Below are 15837 nucleotides of genomic sequence, written 5' to 3' on the forward strand. Positions count from 1 at the left end.
CCGACGATGCCGAATTCCGCCGCTTTCTTGCTACGCTCGGTTATCCGTACTGGGAAGAGACGCACAATCCGGCGTACCGGTTGTTTCTTCAGTGACGCCGTCGCAGACGTTTGCGATTCGCGGCAGAATGTTGGCTTGCTCATCGCATTGCGTCTGCGTCTGTCCTTTATGAATTACCTCGATCCGGCAGAAATTGGAAGCTGGCACGCCCACGTCTATTTCGACGCGGCGACGCGTGACGCCGCCTGGGCGTTGCGTGTTGCCATCGAGGCGAACTTTGGTTCCGAATTGCAGATGGGGCGCTTTCACGAACGTCCCGTCGGGCCGCATCCCATGTGGTCGTATCAGCTCGCATTCGCGCGTGAGCGACTCGCTGAAATCGTCGAGTGGCTCGCGCTGAATCACGGCGCGCTCGACGTGTTTTTGCATCCGAACACGTCCGATCCGTTGCGCGATCATCGCGATTCCGCTCTGTGGATCGGACACTCGCACACCCTCAATCTGGCCGTTTTCTCCGGCTGACGCGCAACGTGTGTCCAGTCGCGCGGGTGCTCCCGCACGTGTCTATTTTCATCGGATCATCCAGCGGACAACTTGCAGGCAAACGCCGCGGTCGTCACTGACGTGTGACATTGCCCGGCTGAGCGCCAGTAACGCGGGCGCAACAGCGTCAGGCGAATGCCATGTGCGAAGTGTTCAAGATTGACTTCGGCAGTCAATCTGGCGCAATGCCGGCAAGTACATTTGTCGCGTATCGCCAGACCGGAAAAGCGCGCGATGACAAACTGGTTTGCAAACAAATCGCCCAATTCATTCGCCAATACCACTCAATAAAATTCACCGAAGTGGGTTACGCGTTGGCAATTCAAACTGGATTGGCAAATACGTTGTTCCTGCCGTCCAGGGCCAGCGTCGCGCCAGGAATCGCTGCGCAATGAAGGCAGAAAAAATACCTGACGCCTCCTCAGATCACGGCACGTTCGTTCACGACGCGCTCGCGTTATGTGTCCCGCCTGCCGTTTTCAAAAACCGCGGCGCCGATCAGTGCATGTTGCTGATAATTACTTTTCCACCGCGCCGCCTCGCAAAAATTTACGGCACTATAATTTCGGGTGATTGAGGGAAACGTTTGCCGTTGACTGGATGTAAAAATTCGCGTTAGTAATTGCAGGAAGTGGTAGAAAAAATTTCCATAGGCTACAACAGCGCAAGACCACGTTCGAGGTTGGGCGTGCAACGTACCGTCCCACCCATCGCCGCGTAGCCCCATGTCGATCCAGCATCACTACTCGGACCTGCTACCCATGCCGACCGTCGTCGATGCCCTGATTGAGCAACATCTCTCGCCTCAATGGCGCGGTCTGCTGCACGCGCTCGCAGCGGAATTTGAAGCACAGCTCGATCGCGACGACCTGCGGCAGTTGATGTTCTGCGTGGGCGAGCGTTTCGCGGCCGAGCAGCCCCTCGCGGCCTGCGACTCGATGGCCGATCTCGCCGACGCGTTCAACGCCCGCTGGGCGCCGATTCAATGGGGCCGCGTGGAGCTCGCCGACGAAGGCACCCATCTGCGTATCGTTCATTACGGTGCGCCGCTTCACGCGTTCGGCGGCGAGGCATTGGCCTGGACGCCAGCGTTTCTGCAGGGTTGCTACCAGGCCTGGCTCGATGCAATGGGCGCGAAGCAACTCACGGTCGTGCAGGCCGGCATTCCTGACGATGGCTTTGCCATCGAGTTTCACCTGGTGCGCGCGACGACTTGACCGTCGCGCTGGCACTGCCGTTCGACGGCAGTCTGTGATCGTTCTGGTTTGTCGGTCCGCCTATGTATACCTCGAGCGATATCAAGACACTCTACGGCCGGTTCGCTGGTGATGCGACCGGCTATCGGGAGATCCGCATGGAGAACGAGGCTCAGGAGGCGCGCGATCGCTGGCCACTGCTCGGCATGATCGATCCACGCAAGGTCGACCTGAGCGCGACGGAGAAGGCGCGCAGTCTGCCGGCGGCAGGTACTGCCGACGCGGGACGCCTACCGGGGTCCGTGGGCGCCGCGCCAGGATCGATGCCGGCAGGCGGCAGCTCGTCGCCGCCCGCGCGATCGCAGGCGGCACTGCGCCGTTCGGCGCCGCTCTTCGCGCGTTCGCTGCGCCGTGATTTGACGAGGGACATCGAAAAGCCCACCTACACGGCGCCGGAAAGCAGCGCGTTTCGTTTCTCGCCGCCGCCCGGCGCGAAGGCGAGTCCGGAAGAGGTCGTCGCGGCGACGCAGGTGACCAACGAGGCTGTCGCTGTGCCGCGCATTCTTGGTGTACCGCCGACTGCAGCGAATACAGCGAATTTACCTCCCGCAGTTGCCGCGCCCGCGGCGTCCGCCGATTTAGCCACGCGGCCCGCAGTTGCGCCTGGTGGGGCACCACTCAGAAAGCTGTTCGGCGCGGTTTCCGCACCTACCGTGCAACAGGAACAGCGCGCAGCATCCACGACACCCGCCAGTGTGGAGCCGCACCTCGATCGGCTGTTCGATCGACTGCGCGAGGGTGGCAACGCAACACCGGTTCAGGGAGGCTCTGCTGATCCGAAGACAGCGCCGGCTCGTCCCGGCTTTCCACGGGAGTGAGCGGGCCATGAAAGTGGTCAGTGTGGTGTCGGCAAAAGGCGGCGTGGGCAAAACGACGCTCGCCGCTAATCTCGCGTCCGTGCTCGCTGCCTCTGGGCGGCACGTCGTAGCCATCGATCTCGATCCGCAGAATGCACTGCGGCTTCACTTTGGCGTGCCGCTCGACAGCGTCGACGGCGTGTCGCGCACCACGCTCACCGGTGCACCGTGGCAGAGTGCGATGGTGAATGGCGTCGATGACGTAACCGTCCTCGCGTTCGGCACGCTTACCATCGAAGAGCAGCGGCATTTCGAGCACCATCTCGACGAAAACCCGCTCTGGTTCGCGCACGGCCTCGAGGCTCTGCAGCTTGGCCCTGCGGACATCGTCGTAGTCGATACGCCGCCGGGCGCTTCGGCCTACACACGCGCCGCACTCTGCGCGGCGAATTTCGCGCCCAACGTCGTGCTCGCGGACGCCGCCTCCTATGCGGCGATCCCGCAGATGCAGCGTGTGATCGATACCTACGCGGTGCCGCGGCCGGAGTTCATCGGAGAAGGCTACGTCATCAATCAGGTCGACCCGTCGCGCCAGCTCAACAAGGACGTCTTGCGCGTGCTGCGTGACATGCTCGGCGAACACATGTTTCCCGGCGCGATTCATACCGATGAAGGCGTGAGCGAAGCGCTCGCGTGCAATACCACCGTAATGCATTACGACCCGCTCTGCCAGGCCTCGGCGGACATGCGCGCATGCGCGGCGTGGCTGCTCGAAGCGCTCGATACGCCGGCACAGTCGCGAAGGAGCGTTGCATGAGCACTGCCCAACCCGACGCTGGCGCGACCTCGACCGGCGCTGCACGTTTTGCGTCTTCCCGGCTTGAGCGCATCGCCGAGTCGCGCATCTGGAACAGTCGCGTAATCGTCGTGATACTCACGCTCTTTTCGCTCTGCGCCCTCTATTTCGTCTTTACGGTACCGCTGGGGAACCCCGAGCAACTCGCGTTCGCGACGAGCTGCTTCATCCTCGCGCTGCTGTTCCGGCGCGTTGAAGGGCGCTACGCGACGCTCGTGATGATCATGCTTTCGGTGATCGCCACGGGCCGCTACATGTTCTGGCGTCTCACGGAGACGACTTCCTGGACGCATCCGGTCGACGCTGCGTGGGGCGTCGGGCTCGTCGCGGCGGAAGTCTACGCGGCGGTCGTGCTGATGCTCGGCTACTTCCAGACGGCGTGGCCGCTGCATCGCAAGCCGGTGCCGTTGCCTGCGTCACGTGCGCTGTGGCCCACCGTCGACGTGTTCATTCCCACCTATAACGAGCCGCTTTCGGTCGTCAAGCCGACGGTCTACGCAGCGCTTGCGATGGACTACCCGCAGGAGAAGATATCGATCCACGTGCTCGACGACGGCCGCCGCCCGGAGTTCAAGGCGTTCTGCGAAGAGGTCGGTGTCAACTGGACGATCCGCGCGAATAACTTTCACGCGAAGGCGGGCAACATCAACGCGGCGCTCAAGCTCACGAGTGGCGAATTCCTCGCGATCTTCGACTGCGATCACATTCCGACCCGTTCGTTCCTCCAGATCTGCCTCGGCTGGTTCCTGCGCGACAAGAAGCTGTCGATGCTGCAGACGCCGCACCATTTCTTCTCGCCCGATCCGTTCGAGCGCAATCTGGATACGTTCCGCAAGGTGCCGAACGAGGGCGAACTGTTCTATGGACTCGTGCAGGACGGCAACGACTTCTGGAACGCCACGTTCTTCTGCGGTTCGTGTGCGGTGCTGCGCCGGTCGATGGTCGAAGAGATTGGCGGCATTGCCGTGGAGACCGTCACCGAGGACGCGCACACCGCGCTCAAGCTGCACCGCCTCGGCTACACGACGGCCTATCTCGCGATCCCGCAGGCTGCCGGTCTTGCGACGGAAAGTCTCTCGGGCCACATCGGCCAGCGTATCCGCTGGGCGCGGGGCATGACGCAGATCTTCCGCATCGATAATCCGCTCACGGGCAAGGGCCTCGCACTCGGCCAGCGCCTGTGCTATGCGAACGCGATGATGCACTTCTTCTATGGCATCCCGCGTCTAGTGTTTCTCACGGCGCCGCTCGCGTTCCTGTTCTTCGGAGCGCACGTGATTCAGGCGTCGGCGGAGGCGATTGCGCTCTACGCGCTACCGCACATGTTCCACGCGAACGTCACGAATTCGCGCATGCAAAGCGCGTTCCGGCATTCGTTCTGGGCGGAGGTGTACGAGTCGGTGCTCGCGTCGTACATCACCGGGCCCACGATGCTTGCGCTCATCAACCCGAAGCTCGGCAAGTTCAACGTGACGGCCAAGGGCGGCAAGATCTCCGAGACCTACTTCGACTGGGCGATCTCGCGACCCTACCTGATCCTGATGCTGCTGAACCTGCTCGGTTTCGCGCTCGGTTTCGTGCACATCTATCACAACCTGCATGTGCGCAGCGAGGTGAACACCACCCTCCTCAATCTGGCGTGGACGGCCTACAACATGCTGATCCTCGGGGCCGCCGTGGCCGCCGCCAACGAACAGAAGCAGGTCCGCTCGGACCCGCGCGTCGCGATGAAGATGCCGGTGACGCTGCGCTTTGGCACCGGCCGCACGCTCGCGTGCGAGACGATCGATTACTCCGAAGGCGGCGTGGGTGTCGCGTTGCCCAATGACATCCAGGTGCCGATGTACGAGAACGTGACCGTGTCGCTCTTTCACGGTATCGAGGAATACGCGTTCGCGGCGACCGTGAGTTTTTCCGCACCGGGGCGTGCGGGCCTGCAGTTCGTCGGGATGACGAAGGCGCAGGAATTCGAGTTCGTAAAGACGACGTTCTCGCGCGCCGACGCGTGGACGGAATGGGCCGAAGGCCGGCAGCCCGACAAGCCGTTGCGCGCACTTTGGCATGTGCTGCGGGTCGGTGTGCGCGGTATCCGCGGAGTTTTCGAACATCTTTACCGTGATGTTCGCGGGTTGTTGAGGCGCGGCGACAGACAGGCCGCGCAAAAAGACAGCTAAGGACATGAAGAACTCGACCAGGTGTATGCGCTCGCGCGGCAACTCGGGCGAGGGATGTACTGTGCGTCCGGCAATGGTGGAGCCTCACGGCGAAGCGGCGAAGTGGGGCGCCTCGCGCCTCGCGCGCGCGTTCGTGTATTGCCTCGCCGCGCAACTACTCTTCGCGCCGTTCGTGTGCGCGGTCGATGCCGAGGCTGCGGCGGCAAAGGCGGCGAGTGCGCCGGGCGCACCGGGCACACCGGGCACACCGGGCAAGCCAGCGCCTCCGCCCGTTGCCGCTCGCGCGGCGGATGGCGCGACCGCGGTCGGCGCGGTGCCCCCGCCTGGACCCGCCGCCGTCTTCGACCCGCAAGCCGTCCAGCAGCCGCCGCTCGGATTGCCCGTGCCACCGCTTACGCCACAGCAGCAGAAGTTGCTCGGCACGCGGGCGCCGACCACTGCGAATCCCGGGACGCTCGTGTCGGGTGGCCGCCGGCAGACGCTGACTTTCGCTGATCTCGGCGCGCAGGACCCGCTGCAGCTTCGCGGTACCGACGGCATCAACGGCGTGCCGTTCTCGGTGCGCAACGACGAAGTGGTGACGGGCGCGGTGTTGCATCTCATCTATAGCTACTCGCCCGCGCTCTTGCCGGATGTCTCGCAGCTCAACGTGCTGGTGAACGGCGAAGTGGCCGCGACACTACCGTTGCCTCATGAGCAGGCGGGCATCACGGTTGCGCGCGACATCACGCTCGATCCGCGGTTCATCACCGAATTCAACCACCTGAATCTTGAGTTGATCGGCCATTACACACACCGCTGTGAGGACCCCGCGCATACGACGCTATGGGCGACGATCAGCAACGCTAGTTCGCTCGACATGACGTACTCATCGCTGCCGACGAGTCCCGACCTGGGTGCGCTCCCGCAGCCGTTCTTCGACCGCCGCGACGTACGTCGCCTCGAACTGCCGTTCGTGTTCGCCAGCAAGCCCGACGCCGATACGCTCGCCGCCGCTGGCACGGTCGCGTCGTGGTTCGGTTCGCTCGCGGGCTATCGCGGCGCGCTTTTTCCGGCGCAGGTGGGCAACCTCCCGCTATCGGGCAACGCCGTGGTATTCGCGCTTGCCGACGCGCATCCGGAAGGCGTTACGCTGCCGGACATCTCCGGTCCAACGGTCGCGGTTGTGGCACGCAGCGAACCGGCGCGCGGCCAACTGCTGCTCGTGCTGGGACGCAACGGCGCGGAACTGCGCACGGCCGCGAGTGCGCTCGCGCTCGGCGAGAACACGCTCTCCGGGACGAGCGTCACGGTCAGCCAGCTCACGACGCTCAAACCGCGCGTTCCCTACGATGCGCCGAAGTGGCTGCCGACCAACCGCCCGGTGCGGTTCGGCGAACTCGTGGAGGCGAGCGACCTGAGCGTGAGCGGCTATTTCGCAGGTCCGATCGCGCTGAACCTTCATGTGCCGCCCGACCTGTTTATGTGGAACTCGAAGGGCGCGCCGCTCGACTTGCGCTACCGGTATTCGGTGCGTCCGCGCCCGGATCGCTCGTCGATGAACGTCAGCGTGAACAACAACTTCGTGCAGGCGCTGCCGATTCCCGCCGTGTCGCCGTCGCGCTTCAGCCTGAACAGCCTGCTCGACCGCCTTGGCATCGAGACGTCGGGTGCGGGCGTGGCGCGGCGCATCGTGCGCGTGCCGCCGCTGCTGCTCACGCCACGCTCGACGCTGCGCATGCACTTCTTCTACGACATTCCGAACACGGGCGAGTGTGCGGGCCGCCTGATGCAGAACGTGGGCGGCGCGATCGATCAGGACTCGACGATCGACGTGTCGTCATTCCCGCACTACATGGCGCTGCCTGACCTCGCCGCTTTCGCGAACAGCGGCTTTCCGTTCACGCGCATGGCGGATCTCTCGCAGACGGCGGCGATCCTCCCCGACGATCCGACGCCGGCCGACTACAGCCTCTACCTGCTCGCAATGGGCCGCATGGGCGAATCGACGGGTTACCCGGTGACAGGTGTCGCGGTCGGCCATGCAGCCGACGTGAGCCATTTCGCGGACAAGGACCTGCTGATGATCGGCGGCCCCGGTCGGCAGTCGCTGCTGCAAAGCTGGGCGAAGTCGATGCCGTTTTCGAGCGACGGCGACACGCACACCTTCAGGCTTGCCGATCTGGCGTTCAGGCTGCGGGACTGGTGGTACGGACCGCACGGCCTCGAGCGTGCGCCCGCGCGCGCGGACCTCTCGCTCGTGAGTACCGGCGGTGCTGCAATGATTGCCGGCTTCGAGTCGCCGCTACAGCCCGGCCGCAGCGTGGTCGCGCTGATCACTTCGCCGGGTGTTTCGGATGCCGAAATGAATGCGGCGCTGCTCGACGCCGATGTGTTGACGTCGATCCAGGGGGCCATGAACGTGATCCACGGCCGCTCGGTCACGGTGACGTCGAACGGCGAGACTTACTTCATCGGCACGCTTTCGCCCATCGAGTATCTGCGCTGGATCTTGTCGAACCACCCGCTCTTGCTCCTGCTCGGAGGGGTGATCGCGGCGATCGTGATCGCGTCGATTTTCTACCGCCTCCTGCGCGCCGCTGCCGTGCGCCGGCTCAAGGACTGATATGACGGCCTTCGCAAAGCCCGCCATCCCGACGCGCCGAGTGTGTCGCGCACGCACGCGCGGCCCGCGTGCTCCGCTTGCGGCGCTCGTGAGCCGCCTCGTGTGCGGCATGACGCTCGGCGGCGCGGCGTTTGCGACGGCGGACGCCGGCGGGACGGCCGCCGTGCCGCCGTGCGGCGACTGGCCGTCGTATCGCACGTTCGTCGAGCGCTTCGTGCAACCCGACGGGCGCGTGGTCGACTTCTCGGTGCCTTCGCAACAGTCGACTTCCGAAGGCCAGTCCTATGTGATGTTCTTCGCGCTCGTCGCGAACGACCGCGCGACGTTCGACCGCGTGCTCGAGTGGACCCGCCACAATCTCGCGGGCGGCCAGTTCGATGCGAACAACGTGCGGCTGCCGGCCTGGCAGTGGGGCCGCAAGCCGGACGGCTCGTGGGGCGTGATGGACCCGAACCCGGCGTCCGATTCCGATCTCTGGATCGCCTATGACCTGCTGCAGGCCGGGCGGCTCTGGAATGTGCACGACTACACTGCGCTCGGCTCGGCGCTCGCCGCGCAGATCGCGGCCCGCTCGGTGACCGATCTCGCAGGTCTCGGACCGATGCTGCTGCCGGGCCCAGTGGGTTTCATTACCGGCGACGTCACGCGGCTGAATCCGAGCTACCTGCCGCTTTCGCTGTTGCGCGGTCTCGCACACGACCTACGCGGCGGCCCGTGGACGGCGCTCGCGCAGAACACGCTGAAGATGGTGATCGCAACGTCGCCGCACGGTTTCACCCCCGACTGGGCGGCCTGGCATCAGGGGCAGTTCGCCGTCGATCCGAAGACCGGCGATCTCGGCAGCTACGATGCCATTCGCGTCTATCTCTGGGCCGGTCTGGCCGCGTCGTCCGATCCGCTTGCCAAGCCCTGGCTCAACGCCGTGCGCGGCATGAACGAGCGCGTCACGCAAACCGGCGTTCCGCCCGAGAAGGTCGCGGTGACGACAGGCAACGGCACGGGCGAGGGCCCCCTCAGCTATTGGGGGGCGCTTGCGCCGTATTTCGCCGCGCTTGGCGACACGCGCAACCTCGCGCTCGCTCGCACGCGGCTCGTCGCGCTCGACAACGGCACGCCGGGCCGCGAACCTGTCTATTACGACCGTGTCCTCGGCCTCTTCGGCACGGGTGCGATCGACGGCCGCTATCGTTTCGACGCGAACGGTCAGTTGATCCCGGCGTGGAGGGCTGCATGCCAGTGACGACGCGATCTGCCCTCGACGCGCCGCGCTTGCTGCTTTCGTCGATGCCGCAAGGCGGCAGGGCGCGCGCGCTCGTTGCGTGCCTTGCGCTGACCGGCGGCGTGGCGCTGACGCTACCGCCCGTCGTGCATGCGGCGACACCGGACCCGCTCGCGGCGCTGATCGATCAGGGCAAGTACTGGCAGGCGCACGGTCGCGGCGACCTCGCCGAGCAGTCGTGGCAGAAGGTGCTGCGCATCAATCCGAAGCAGCCCGATGCGTTGTTCGGCATGGGCCTGGTCATGGCCGACCGCAAGAACGGCAGCGCGGCGGAACAGTACCTCGCACAACTGCGCCAGGTTGCGCCCAACTATCCCGGCATCGACGAACTGGGTCACCGGCTCGGCCAGACGAGCCCGCGTGACCAGGTGGTGACCGAAGCGCGGCAGTTGGCGCAGGCGGGCAAGAGCGCGTCGGCGGTCGAGGATTACAGGAAGGCCCTGGCGGGCCAACCCGCCACGCCCCAGTTGCGACTCGAGTACTACCAGGCGCTCTCGGCGACGCCGAACGGTTGGGACGAGGCGCGCAAGGGCCTCGAGGACCTCGCACGCGAAAACCCGCAGGATCCGCGCTTCGCGCTCGCCTATGCGCAGCACCTCACGTATCGCGACACGACGCGTCGCGACGGCATCGCGCGGCTCGAACAACTCGCCAGCGACAGTCAGGTCGGCCAGCAGGCACGCGCGAGCTGGCGACAGGCGCTCTTGTGGCTCGCGGCGCGGCCTTCGGATCAGCCGCTCTACGATGCGTATCTGAAGATCGTCCCCGACGATCCGGCCGTGAAAGCGCGCTACGAAAGCATGGTCAAGTCGGGCGGGGAAGCGCGCTCGCGCGCGCAGGAAAACGCGGCGAACGACATTCGCGGCCGCGTAATCGGCGAAGGCTTCGCTGCGCTCGATCGCGGCGACCTCGTCACGGCGCGCGCGCGGTTTTCGTCGGTGCTCGCGACGTCGCCGAACGACGGCGACGCACTGGGCGGAATGGGCATCATCGAACTCAAACAGGAGCATTTCGCGGCGGCGCGCGACTACCTCGAACGCGCGTCGCGTGCGGGCAACCCTGCGCGCTGGCGCGAGGCGCTCACGAGCGCGACTTACTGGACGTACATAAGCGAGGCCCTCGGCGCCCAGAGCAACGGCGATTTCGCAAAGGCGAAATCGCTGTTCGAACGCGCGATCGCGCTCAATCCGTCCGACGTCACGGCGCAGGTCATGCTCGGCGAGGGGCTGCTCAACAACCACGACCCGCAGGGCGCGGAGCAGGCCTTTCGCATGGCGCTGCGCCGCCAGGCTGACAATCCGGATGCGATCCGCGGCCTCGTCGGCGCGCTGGCGGCACAGGGGCGCGGCGACGAAGCGCTGCAGTTCGCGACCCAGCTCACGGCAGAACAGCAGGCGAAAGCGGGCGGCCTCGACCGCCTGCGCGGCACGGCCGAAGCGGCGCAAGCGCGCCAGGCCGAAGCTCAGGGTGACCTCGGGCGTGCGCGCAGCCTGTTCGAAGATGCACTCATCAGCAATCCTGATGATCCGTGGCTGCGCCTCGATCTCGCGCGCATCTACGTGCGGCAGGGTGCAGTCGGCACCGCGCGCGGCATGATGGATGGCCTGCTCGCCGCGCATCCCGACATGGTGGATGCGCTCTACGCGAGCGCCCTGTTGGCGGAGCAGACGAAGGACTGGTCGCGGGGATTGCAGTTGCTGGATCGCATTCCGCTCGCGCAACGCAACGCGGCGATGACCGGACTGCAGCACCGCTTGTGGCTCGGCCAGCAGGTCGATCTGGCGACGCAGACGGCAAAGCGCGGGCATAACCAGGAGGCGCTCGCGATGCTGCGCAATGCCGAGCCCATCGCACTCCAGACGCCTTCGCTCATCGGCCAGCTCGCGGGCGGCTATGTGGCCGCGGGCGACCCGGCTCGCGCGACGTGGCTCGTGCAAAGCGCGATGGCATCGGCGCCGAACGACGGCGGGCTGCAACTGGAGTACGCGAGCATCCTGCTCCAGAGTCACGAGGACGCGCCGCTCGGTGACGTGATGCGCCGTCTGTCGACGATGCAGCTCACACCCGAGCAACGCGCGGACTTCGACAATCTGAACCTCGCGATCGTCGTGCGCCAGGCCGATAACGTTCGCCTGACGGGCGATCTCGCGCGTGCTTACGAAGTGATCGCGCCGTGGCTCGCGGCGATGCCCGACAACCCCGACCTGCAGGCCGCGCTGGCACGGCTGTATTCGTCGGCGGGCGATCCGTCGAATGCGCTCAAGTCCTATCGCATTGCGCTCGCGCGCCGCCCCGACGATCTCGCTTTGCAGATCGCTGCGATTTACGCGGCAAGCGGTGCGAAGGACTGGCGCTTTGCCGAACAGACCGCCGCCGCAGCGCTCAACATCTGGCCGGACGACCCCGACCTGCTGGCCGCTGTGGGCCGCATGTACCGTAACCAGGGCAAAAACACACTCGCCGAGCAGTACCTGCGGCGCTCACTCGTGGCGAGCACGACGCCCGTGGGCGCGCGCGTTGCCACGACAGCGCCGAACGTGCCGCGCGGCTGGGAAGCACTCGGCCAGCCCCTCGGTGCGAATCCGTTTCCGGGCACTAACCCGTTCGAAGGCAAGACCGCCATCGATACGGTTAGCCCGTCGTCGACGAGCGCCAGCCGCCACGCGGCGCCGGCGCTCACCATGCCTTCGTGGTCCCAACCTCCGTCTCCCGTTACGACCGTGCCTACTACCCTCCCGCCGGCGCTGCCCGCGCCGTACGTCACGCCTTACGTGGCGCCAGCCGGGGCTGTATCGGGGTACCAGCCGCTGCCCGCGTCGAACACGCTCGCGAGCGACCCGGACCCCGCGCCCTCCGATAGCTACGGACCCGATACGGCTGGCTCCAGCGCCTCGGGTGCTCCGTCTGCGGCTCAGCCTCTGCAGCCGTATTCGCAGTACGCACCGGCGGCGCAGCCCTACACGCAACCGTACGGCCAGCCGGCGCCCGCGGCACCGTATCCTCAGCAGACGAACCCGTATTCGCCGAATGCGCAGCCTTATGCGCAGCAAGGGCCTTACATCGCGGCACCCTGGCCGATGTCGCCTGCCGCACGCGAGGCGCAGGGTCAATACAACGCCCCGCCTCCGGCGGCGCAAACGCAGAGCAGCAAGCGCACGACCGCTCAGTCGCGCAAGCAGTCAAACGCGAATCGCCAGGCGAATTCACAGCAGGGCTATCCGCCGGGGTATGGGCAGCAACCGTATGCGCAGGGCTACGGGCAACCGTATCCGCAGCAGGGCTACACTCCGGCATACGGGCAGCAGCCCTATGCGCAGGGCTATGGCCAACCGTATCCGCAGCAAAGTTACACGCCGGTGCCTTACCCGCAGCAGCCCTATCCGCCGCCCTACGCGCCACAGACCTATGCGCAGCAAGGCTACGGCCAGCCCTACGTGCCACAACCGCCTTACCCGAGCCAGGCTTACGCGCCGCCGCAGTACATTCCGCAGCCGCCGGCGGGCTACGCTCAACCGTATGCGCCAGCGGGGTCAGGCACAGCGCCCGCGCCACAGCAGGTGGCGAGCACGCAGACGCTGGCCGTAGCACAGGAACTGGCAGAGGTGAATCGCGAGCAGGCGAGCACGGTGTCGGGCGGCGTAGTGTTCCGCAATCGCGCCGGCGAAGACGGTCTGTCGAAACTCACGGACATCGAAGCGCCGATCGAAGGCCGCATCAAGGCGGGAAACGGCCACCTGGTTGTGAACGCGACACCTGTTACCCTCGACGCGGGCACAGCGAATACCGATCTGCCGACGCTCGCACGCTTCGGCTCGGGTCTATCGAACAGTCCGAAGGGCAGTAACTTCGGCTCGCAGACGGCGAGTGGCGTCGGGCTCTCGATCGGCTATGAGACACCGTCGATAAAGGCGAGCATTGGCACGACGCCTATCGGCTTCCGCTATCAGAACGTGGTGGGCGGCCTCGAGTATGACGGCGGCGTCAATGACAAAGTCTCCTACTCGCTCGCCGTAACACGCCGCGCCGTCACCGACAGCCTGCTCTCCTACGCCGGTACGCGCGACGAGGGTGCAGGCCTCGAATGGGGCGGCGTGACGAAGACGGGCGGGCGCGCAGCGCTCGGTTGGGACGACGGCACGAGCGGTCTCTACGTCAACGGTCAGTTTCAGTACTACGAGGGCCATCACGTAGAAAGCAACTACGAAGGCAAGGGCGGCGGCGGGGCGTACACGCATCTCTACAAGGACGCCGACCAGACGCTTATCGCAGGCATGAACGTGACGTGGATGTCGTTCAGCAAGAACCAGTCGTACTTCACCTATGGCCAGGGCGGTTACTTCAGTCCGCAGCAGTTCGTGATCCTGAATTTTCCAATCGAGTACGCGGGACGTTACGGTCTGTTTACTTACGATGTGAAGGGCTCGATTGGCGTGCAGCACTATCGCGAAGATGCGGTGCCGTATTTTCCGCTCGATCCGGGCCGCCAGGCGACCGCCGCGGCCAACATGAACAGCGTAACCACTTCAACGCTCGATGCCAACGCGGTCTATCCGGGGCTAAGCAAGACGGGCTTCGCGTATTCGCTGCTCGCGAGCGGCGAATATCAGCTGGCGCCGCAGTTGGCCGTTGGCGCGATGGCGTCGCTTGGCAACGCGTATCAGTATCGCGAGTGGCTTGCGGCAGTGTATGTGCGCTACAGCTTCTCGCCGCAGTACGGTCTGCAGCCGTTCCCGCCGAAGACCTTCACCTCGCCGTATCTCGCGAACCTGAATGACTGATGGCGCCCGCCGCGTTCGATTCCCGTCGACGCGACCTGGTGTGAAGGCTTATTCGAAGCGCTCAAGCGCTTCGGCGCGGATCATCTGCGACAGATTCGAGGGCCTTCCACGCGACCCGCTCACCGGATGATAGATGTTGTCGCCGCGCACGATCACCTTGCCGGTCAGCGCGCAGACACCGCGCGTGCGCGCGGCGCGCAGCACCCAGCGCTGCTCGCGATAGTTGCCGCCCGTCGAATCGCGCCAGGAGATGGACACCGCCTTCGCACCGATGCGCTCCACGAAGGTCACGACCGCATTGCGCCCATATCCGGACGCGAGCGAGGCCGCGGCGTCGACATGGCGGCTCTTGTCCGGGAGCGCTTCGGTATCGGTTTCATCGTTCTGATCGACGATCTCGTCGGTGTCCGCATGGTCGCTGACCTGCTCGAGTTGCGAAATTGTCGCGGCCCACGGATCGCCCTGCTGGACGGACGCTGCTGTGTGAGCTTGTCCGCACAGCGGATACGCGGGTACCGAATGCGTCGTTTGCATTGTTCGTAGCTGGCTCACGTCGAATCCCCCCCTGCTTGTGCGATGTCGCCGGAATCGTATCTGTGAGGCTGCGCCGGATAAATCCTTTTTAGCAACTACTGAGTTTGGTCCCGCCAAACAATGGCGCACCTGCCAGTTTTGGGGGCGCTGCACATTGTCGGCGACGTTGGTGCGTCTGGATATGTCGTGGCGCTCTACTCTATATAGCGTGGAGTGCGCGGCGGCTCAATGTCCAAACGACTACGAAGCCGTCGCGCTTGCTGCGACGATGCGCGGTTGCGCGACCTGCTCAAGGAGCGGCGCGACACAAGCGATCGTGTGGGCGATGGCAACCGTCGCGAAGATACCCGCGAACGTGAGGTGACGCCGAGCATCTGCGTAACACCCGGCCGCCGTCCGTAAGTCGGGTAGAACGCGGCGGCGAGCGCGGGCATCGACGATTGCGCCGTGTTCACAAGCACGCCTGCGACGAATACCACGAGCACGAGCGCGCCGACGTGCCCACGGCTTGCCCGATGAGCCAGATGCTCAGCGCAGTCAGGGCGTAGCAGGCCGTGATGATGCGATTGGCGTTGAAGCGGTGCATCAGCACGCCGCCGACACTGTCCAGCGGTGCTCGGCCATCATGGTGACCGCATTGGGCATCGCCGCGCCGAGCCCGACTCCCGTGATGATGCGTGGAAGCGTGAGTTGTCCGACGCTGGCGGCGAATGACGAGCGGAATCAGGTGCCCCCCGAATACTAGTGCTGGGGATGATGAACGCTCACCCCGCGCAAGCCGTCGATAGGAGCCAGAAAAGAGACGGGATTGGGGAATATAGGCCGGGTCGGTTTGCGCTGATCAATAGCGTGGCGGGCTGCTCCCCGGAGCCTCTTGCATGGGCGTAAAAGATATTCGCAGAATAGGCTTGACGGACGTCGGGCCGGTCTTCATAATCTCGTTTCTCTGCTGCTGACGCAGCGACGCAGGAAACGCCGGGTAGTGAGTGGTTGGGCGGCGGCACCTGCGATGCGA

10 protein-coding genes and 1 pseudogene are annotated in these 15837 nt (G+C 65.2%); 9 read left to right on the plus strand and 2 right to left on the minus strand.

The features are described from left to right. Positions 1 to 168 precede the first annotated feature (168 nt). From D1Y85_RS26470 to D1Y85_RS26510, 9 genes are all read left to right on the plus strand, one after another. Entirely contained in the window at positions 169 to 522 is a 354-nt protein-coding gene (locus D1Y85_RS26470) for a DOPA 4,5-dioxygenase family protein (RefSeq protein ID WP_124154038.1), read from the plus strand. A gap of 161 nt (positions 523 to 683) precedes the next feature. Next, positions 684 to 938 (plus strand): hypothetical protein, encoded by a 255-nt coding sequence (locus tag D1Y85_RS26475; protein WP_124154033.1) that lies wholly within the window; start codon positions 684 to 686, stop codon positions 936 to 938. A gap of 366 nt (positions 939 to 1304) precedes the next feature. Further along, positions 1305 to 1760: a cellulose biosynthesis protein BcsD gene (gene bcsD / locus D1Y85_RS26480; RefSeq protein ID WP_124154039.1), complete on the plus strand. Its 456-nt coding sequence runs from the start codon at positions 1305 to 1307 to the stop codon at positions 1758 to 1760. Positions 1761 to 1822: 62 nt separating this feature from the next. After that, entirely contained in the window at positions 1823 to 2617 is a 795-nt protein-coding gene (bcsP, locus tag D1Y85_RS26485; RefSeq protein WP_124154034.1) for a cellulose biosynthesis protein BcsP, read from the plus strand. 7 nt (positions 2618 to 2624) lie between these two features. Continuing rightward, on the plus strand, positions 2625 to 3413 hold the full coding sequence (gene bcsQ, locus D1Y85_RS26490) for a cellulose biosynthesis protein BcsQ (RefSeq protein WP_124154035.1): 789 nt from the start codon (positions 2625 to 2627) through the stop codon (positions 3411 to 3413). Then, positions 3410 to 5626, plus strand: coding sequence for a UDP-forming cellulose synthase catalytic subunit (gene bcsA / locus D1Y85_RS26495; RefSeq protein WP_124154036.1), 2217 nt, complete (start codon positions 3410 to 3412; stop codon positions 5624 to 5626). The genes bcsQ and bcsA overlap by 4 nt, the downstream gene beginning before the upstream one ends. 73 nt (positions 5627 to 5699) lie before the next feature. Continuing rightward, positions 5700 to 8231: a cellulose biosynthesis cyclic di-GMP-binding regulatory protein BcsB gene (gene bcsB, locus D1Y85_RS26500; RefSeq protein ID WP_124154040.1), complete on the plus strand. Its 2532-nt coding sequence runs from the start codon at positions 5700 to 5702 to the stop codon at positions 8229 to 8231. Positions 8232 to 8340: 109 nt separating this feature from the next. Next, positions 8341 to 9471: a cellulose synthase complex periplasmic endoglucanase BcsZ gene (gene bcsZ, locus D1Y85_RS26505; RefSeq protein ID WP_124154041.1), complete on the plus strand. Its 1131-nt coding sequence runs from the start codon at positions 8341 to 8343 to the stop codon at positions 9469 to 9471. A gap of 44 nt (positions 9472 to 9515) precedes the next feature. Continuing rightward, the gene (locus D1Y85_RS26510; protein WP_124154042.1) at positions 9516 to 14288 is read left to right on the plus strand and encodes a cellulose synthase subunit BcsC-related outer membrane protein; all 4773 of its coding nucleotides are present in this window, start codon (positions 9516 to 9518) and stop codon (positions 14286 to 14288) included. 48 nt (positions 14289 to 14336) lie between these two features. Here the strand turns inward: D1Y85_RS26510 and D1Y85_RS26515 are convergent, their stop codons facing one another. Both D1Y85_RS26515 and D1Y85_RS26520 read right to left on the minus strand, forming a co-directional pair. Next, the gene (locus tag D1Y85_RS26515) at positions 14337 to 14822 is read right to left on the minus strand and encodes a DUF3331 domain-containing protein (protein WP_124154037.1); all 486 of its coding nucleotides are present in this window, start codon (positions 14820 to 14822) and stop codon (positions 14337 to 14339) included. Positions 14823 to 15062: 240 nt separating this feature from the next. Next, positions 15063 to 15435: pseudogene (locus tag D1Y85_RS26520) on the minus strand (aromatic acid/H+ symport family MFS transporter); the annotation flags it as partial. Positions 15436 to 15837: the final 402 nt, after the last annotated feature.

The organism is Paraburkholderia dinghuensis (assembly GCF_003837865.1).
In the GTDB taxonomy this organism is placed as follows: Bacteria; Pseudomonadota; Gammaproteobacteria; order Burkholderiales; family Burkholderiaceae; genus Paraburkholderia; species Paraburkholderia dinghuensis.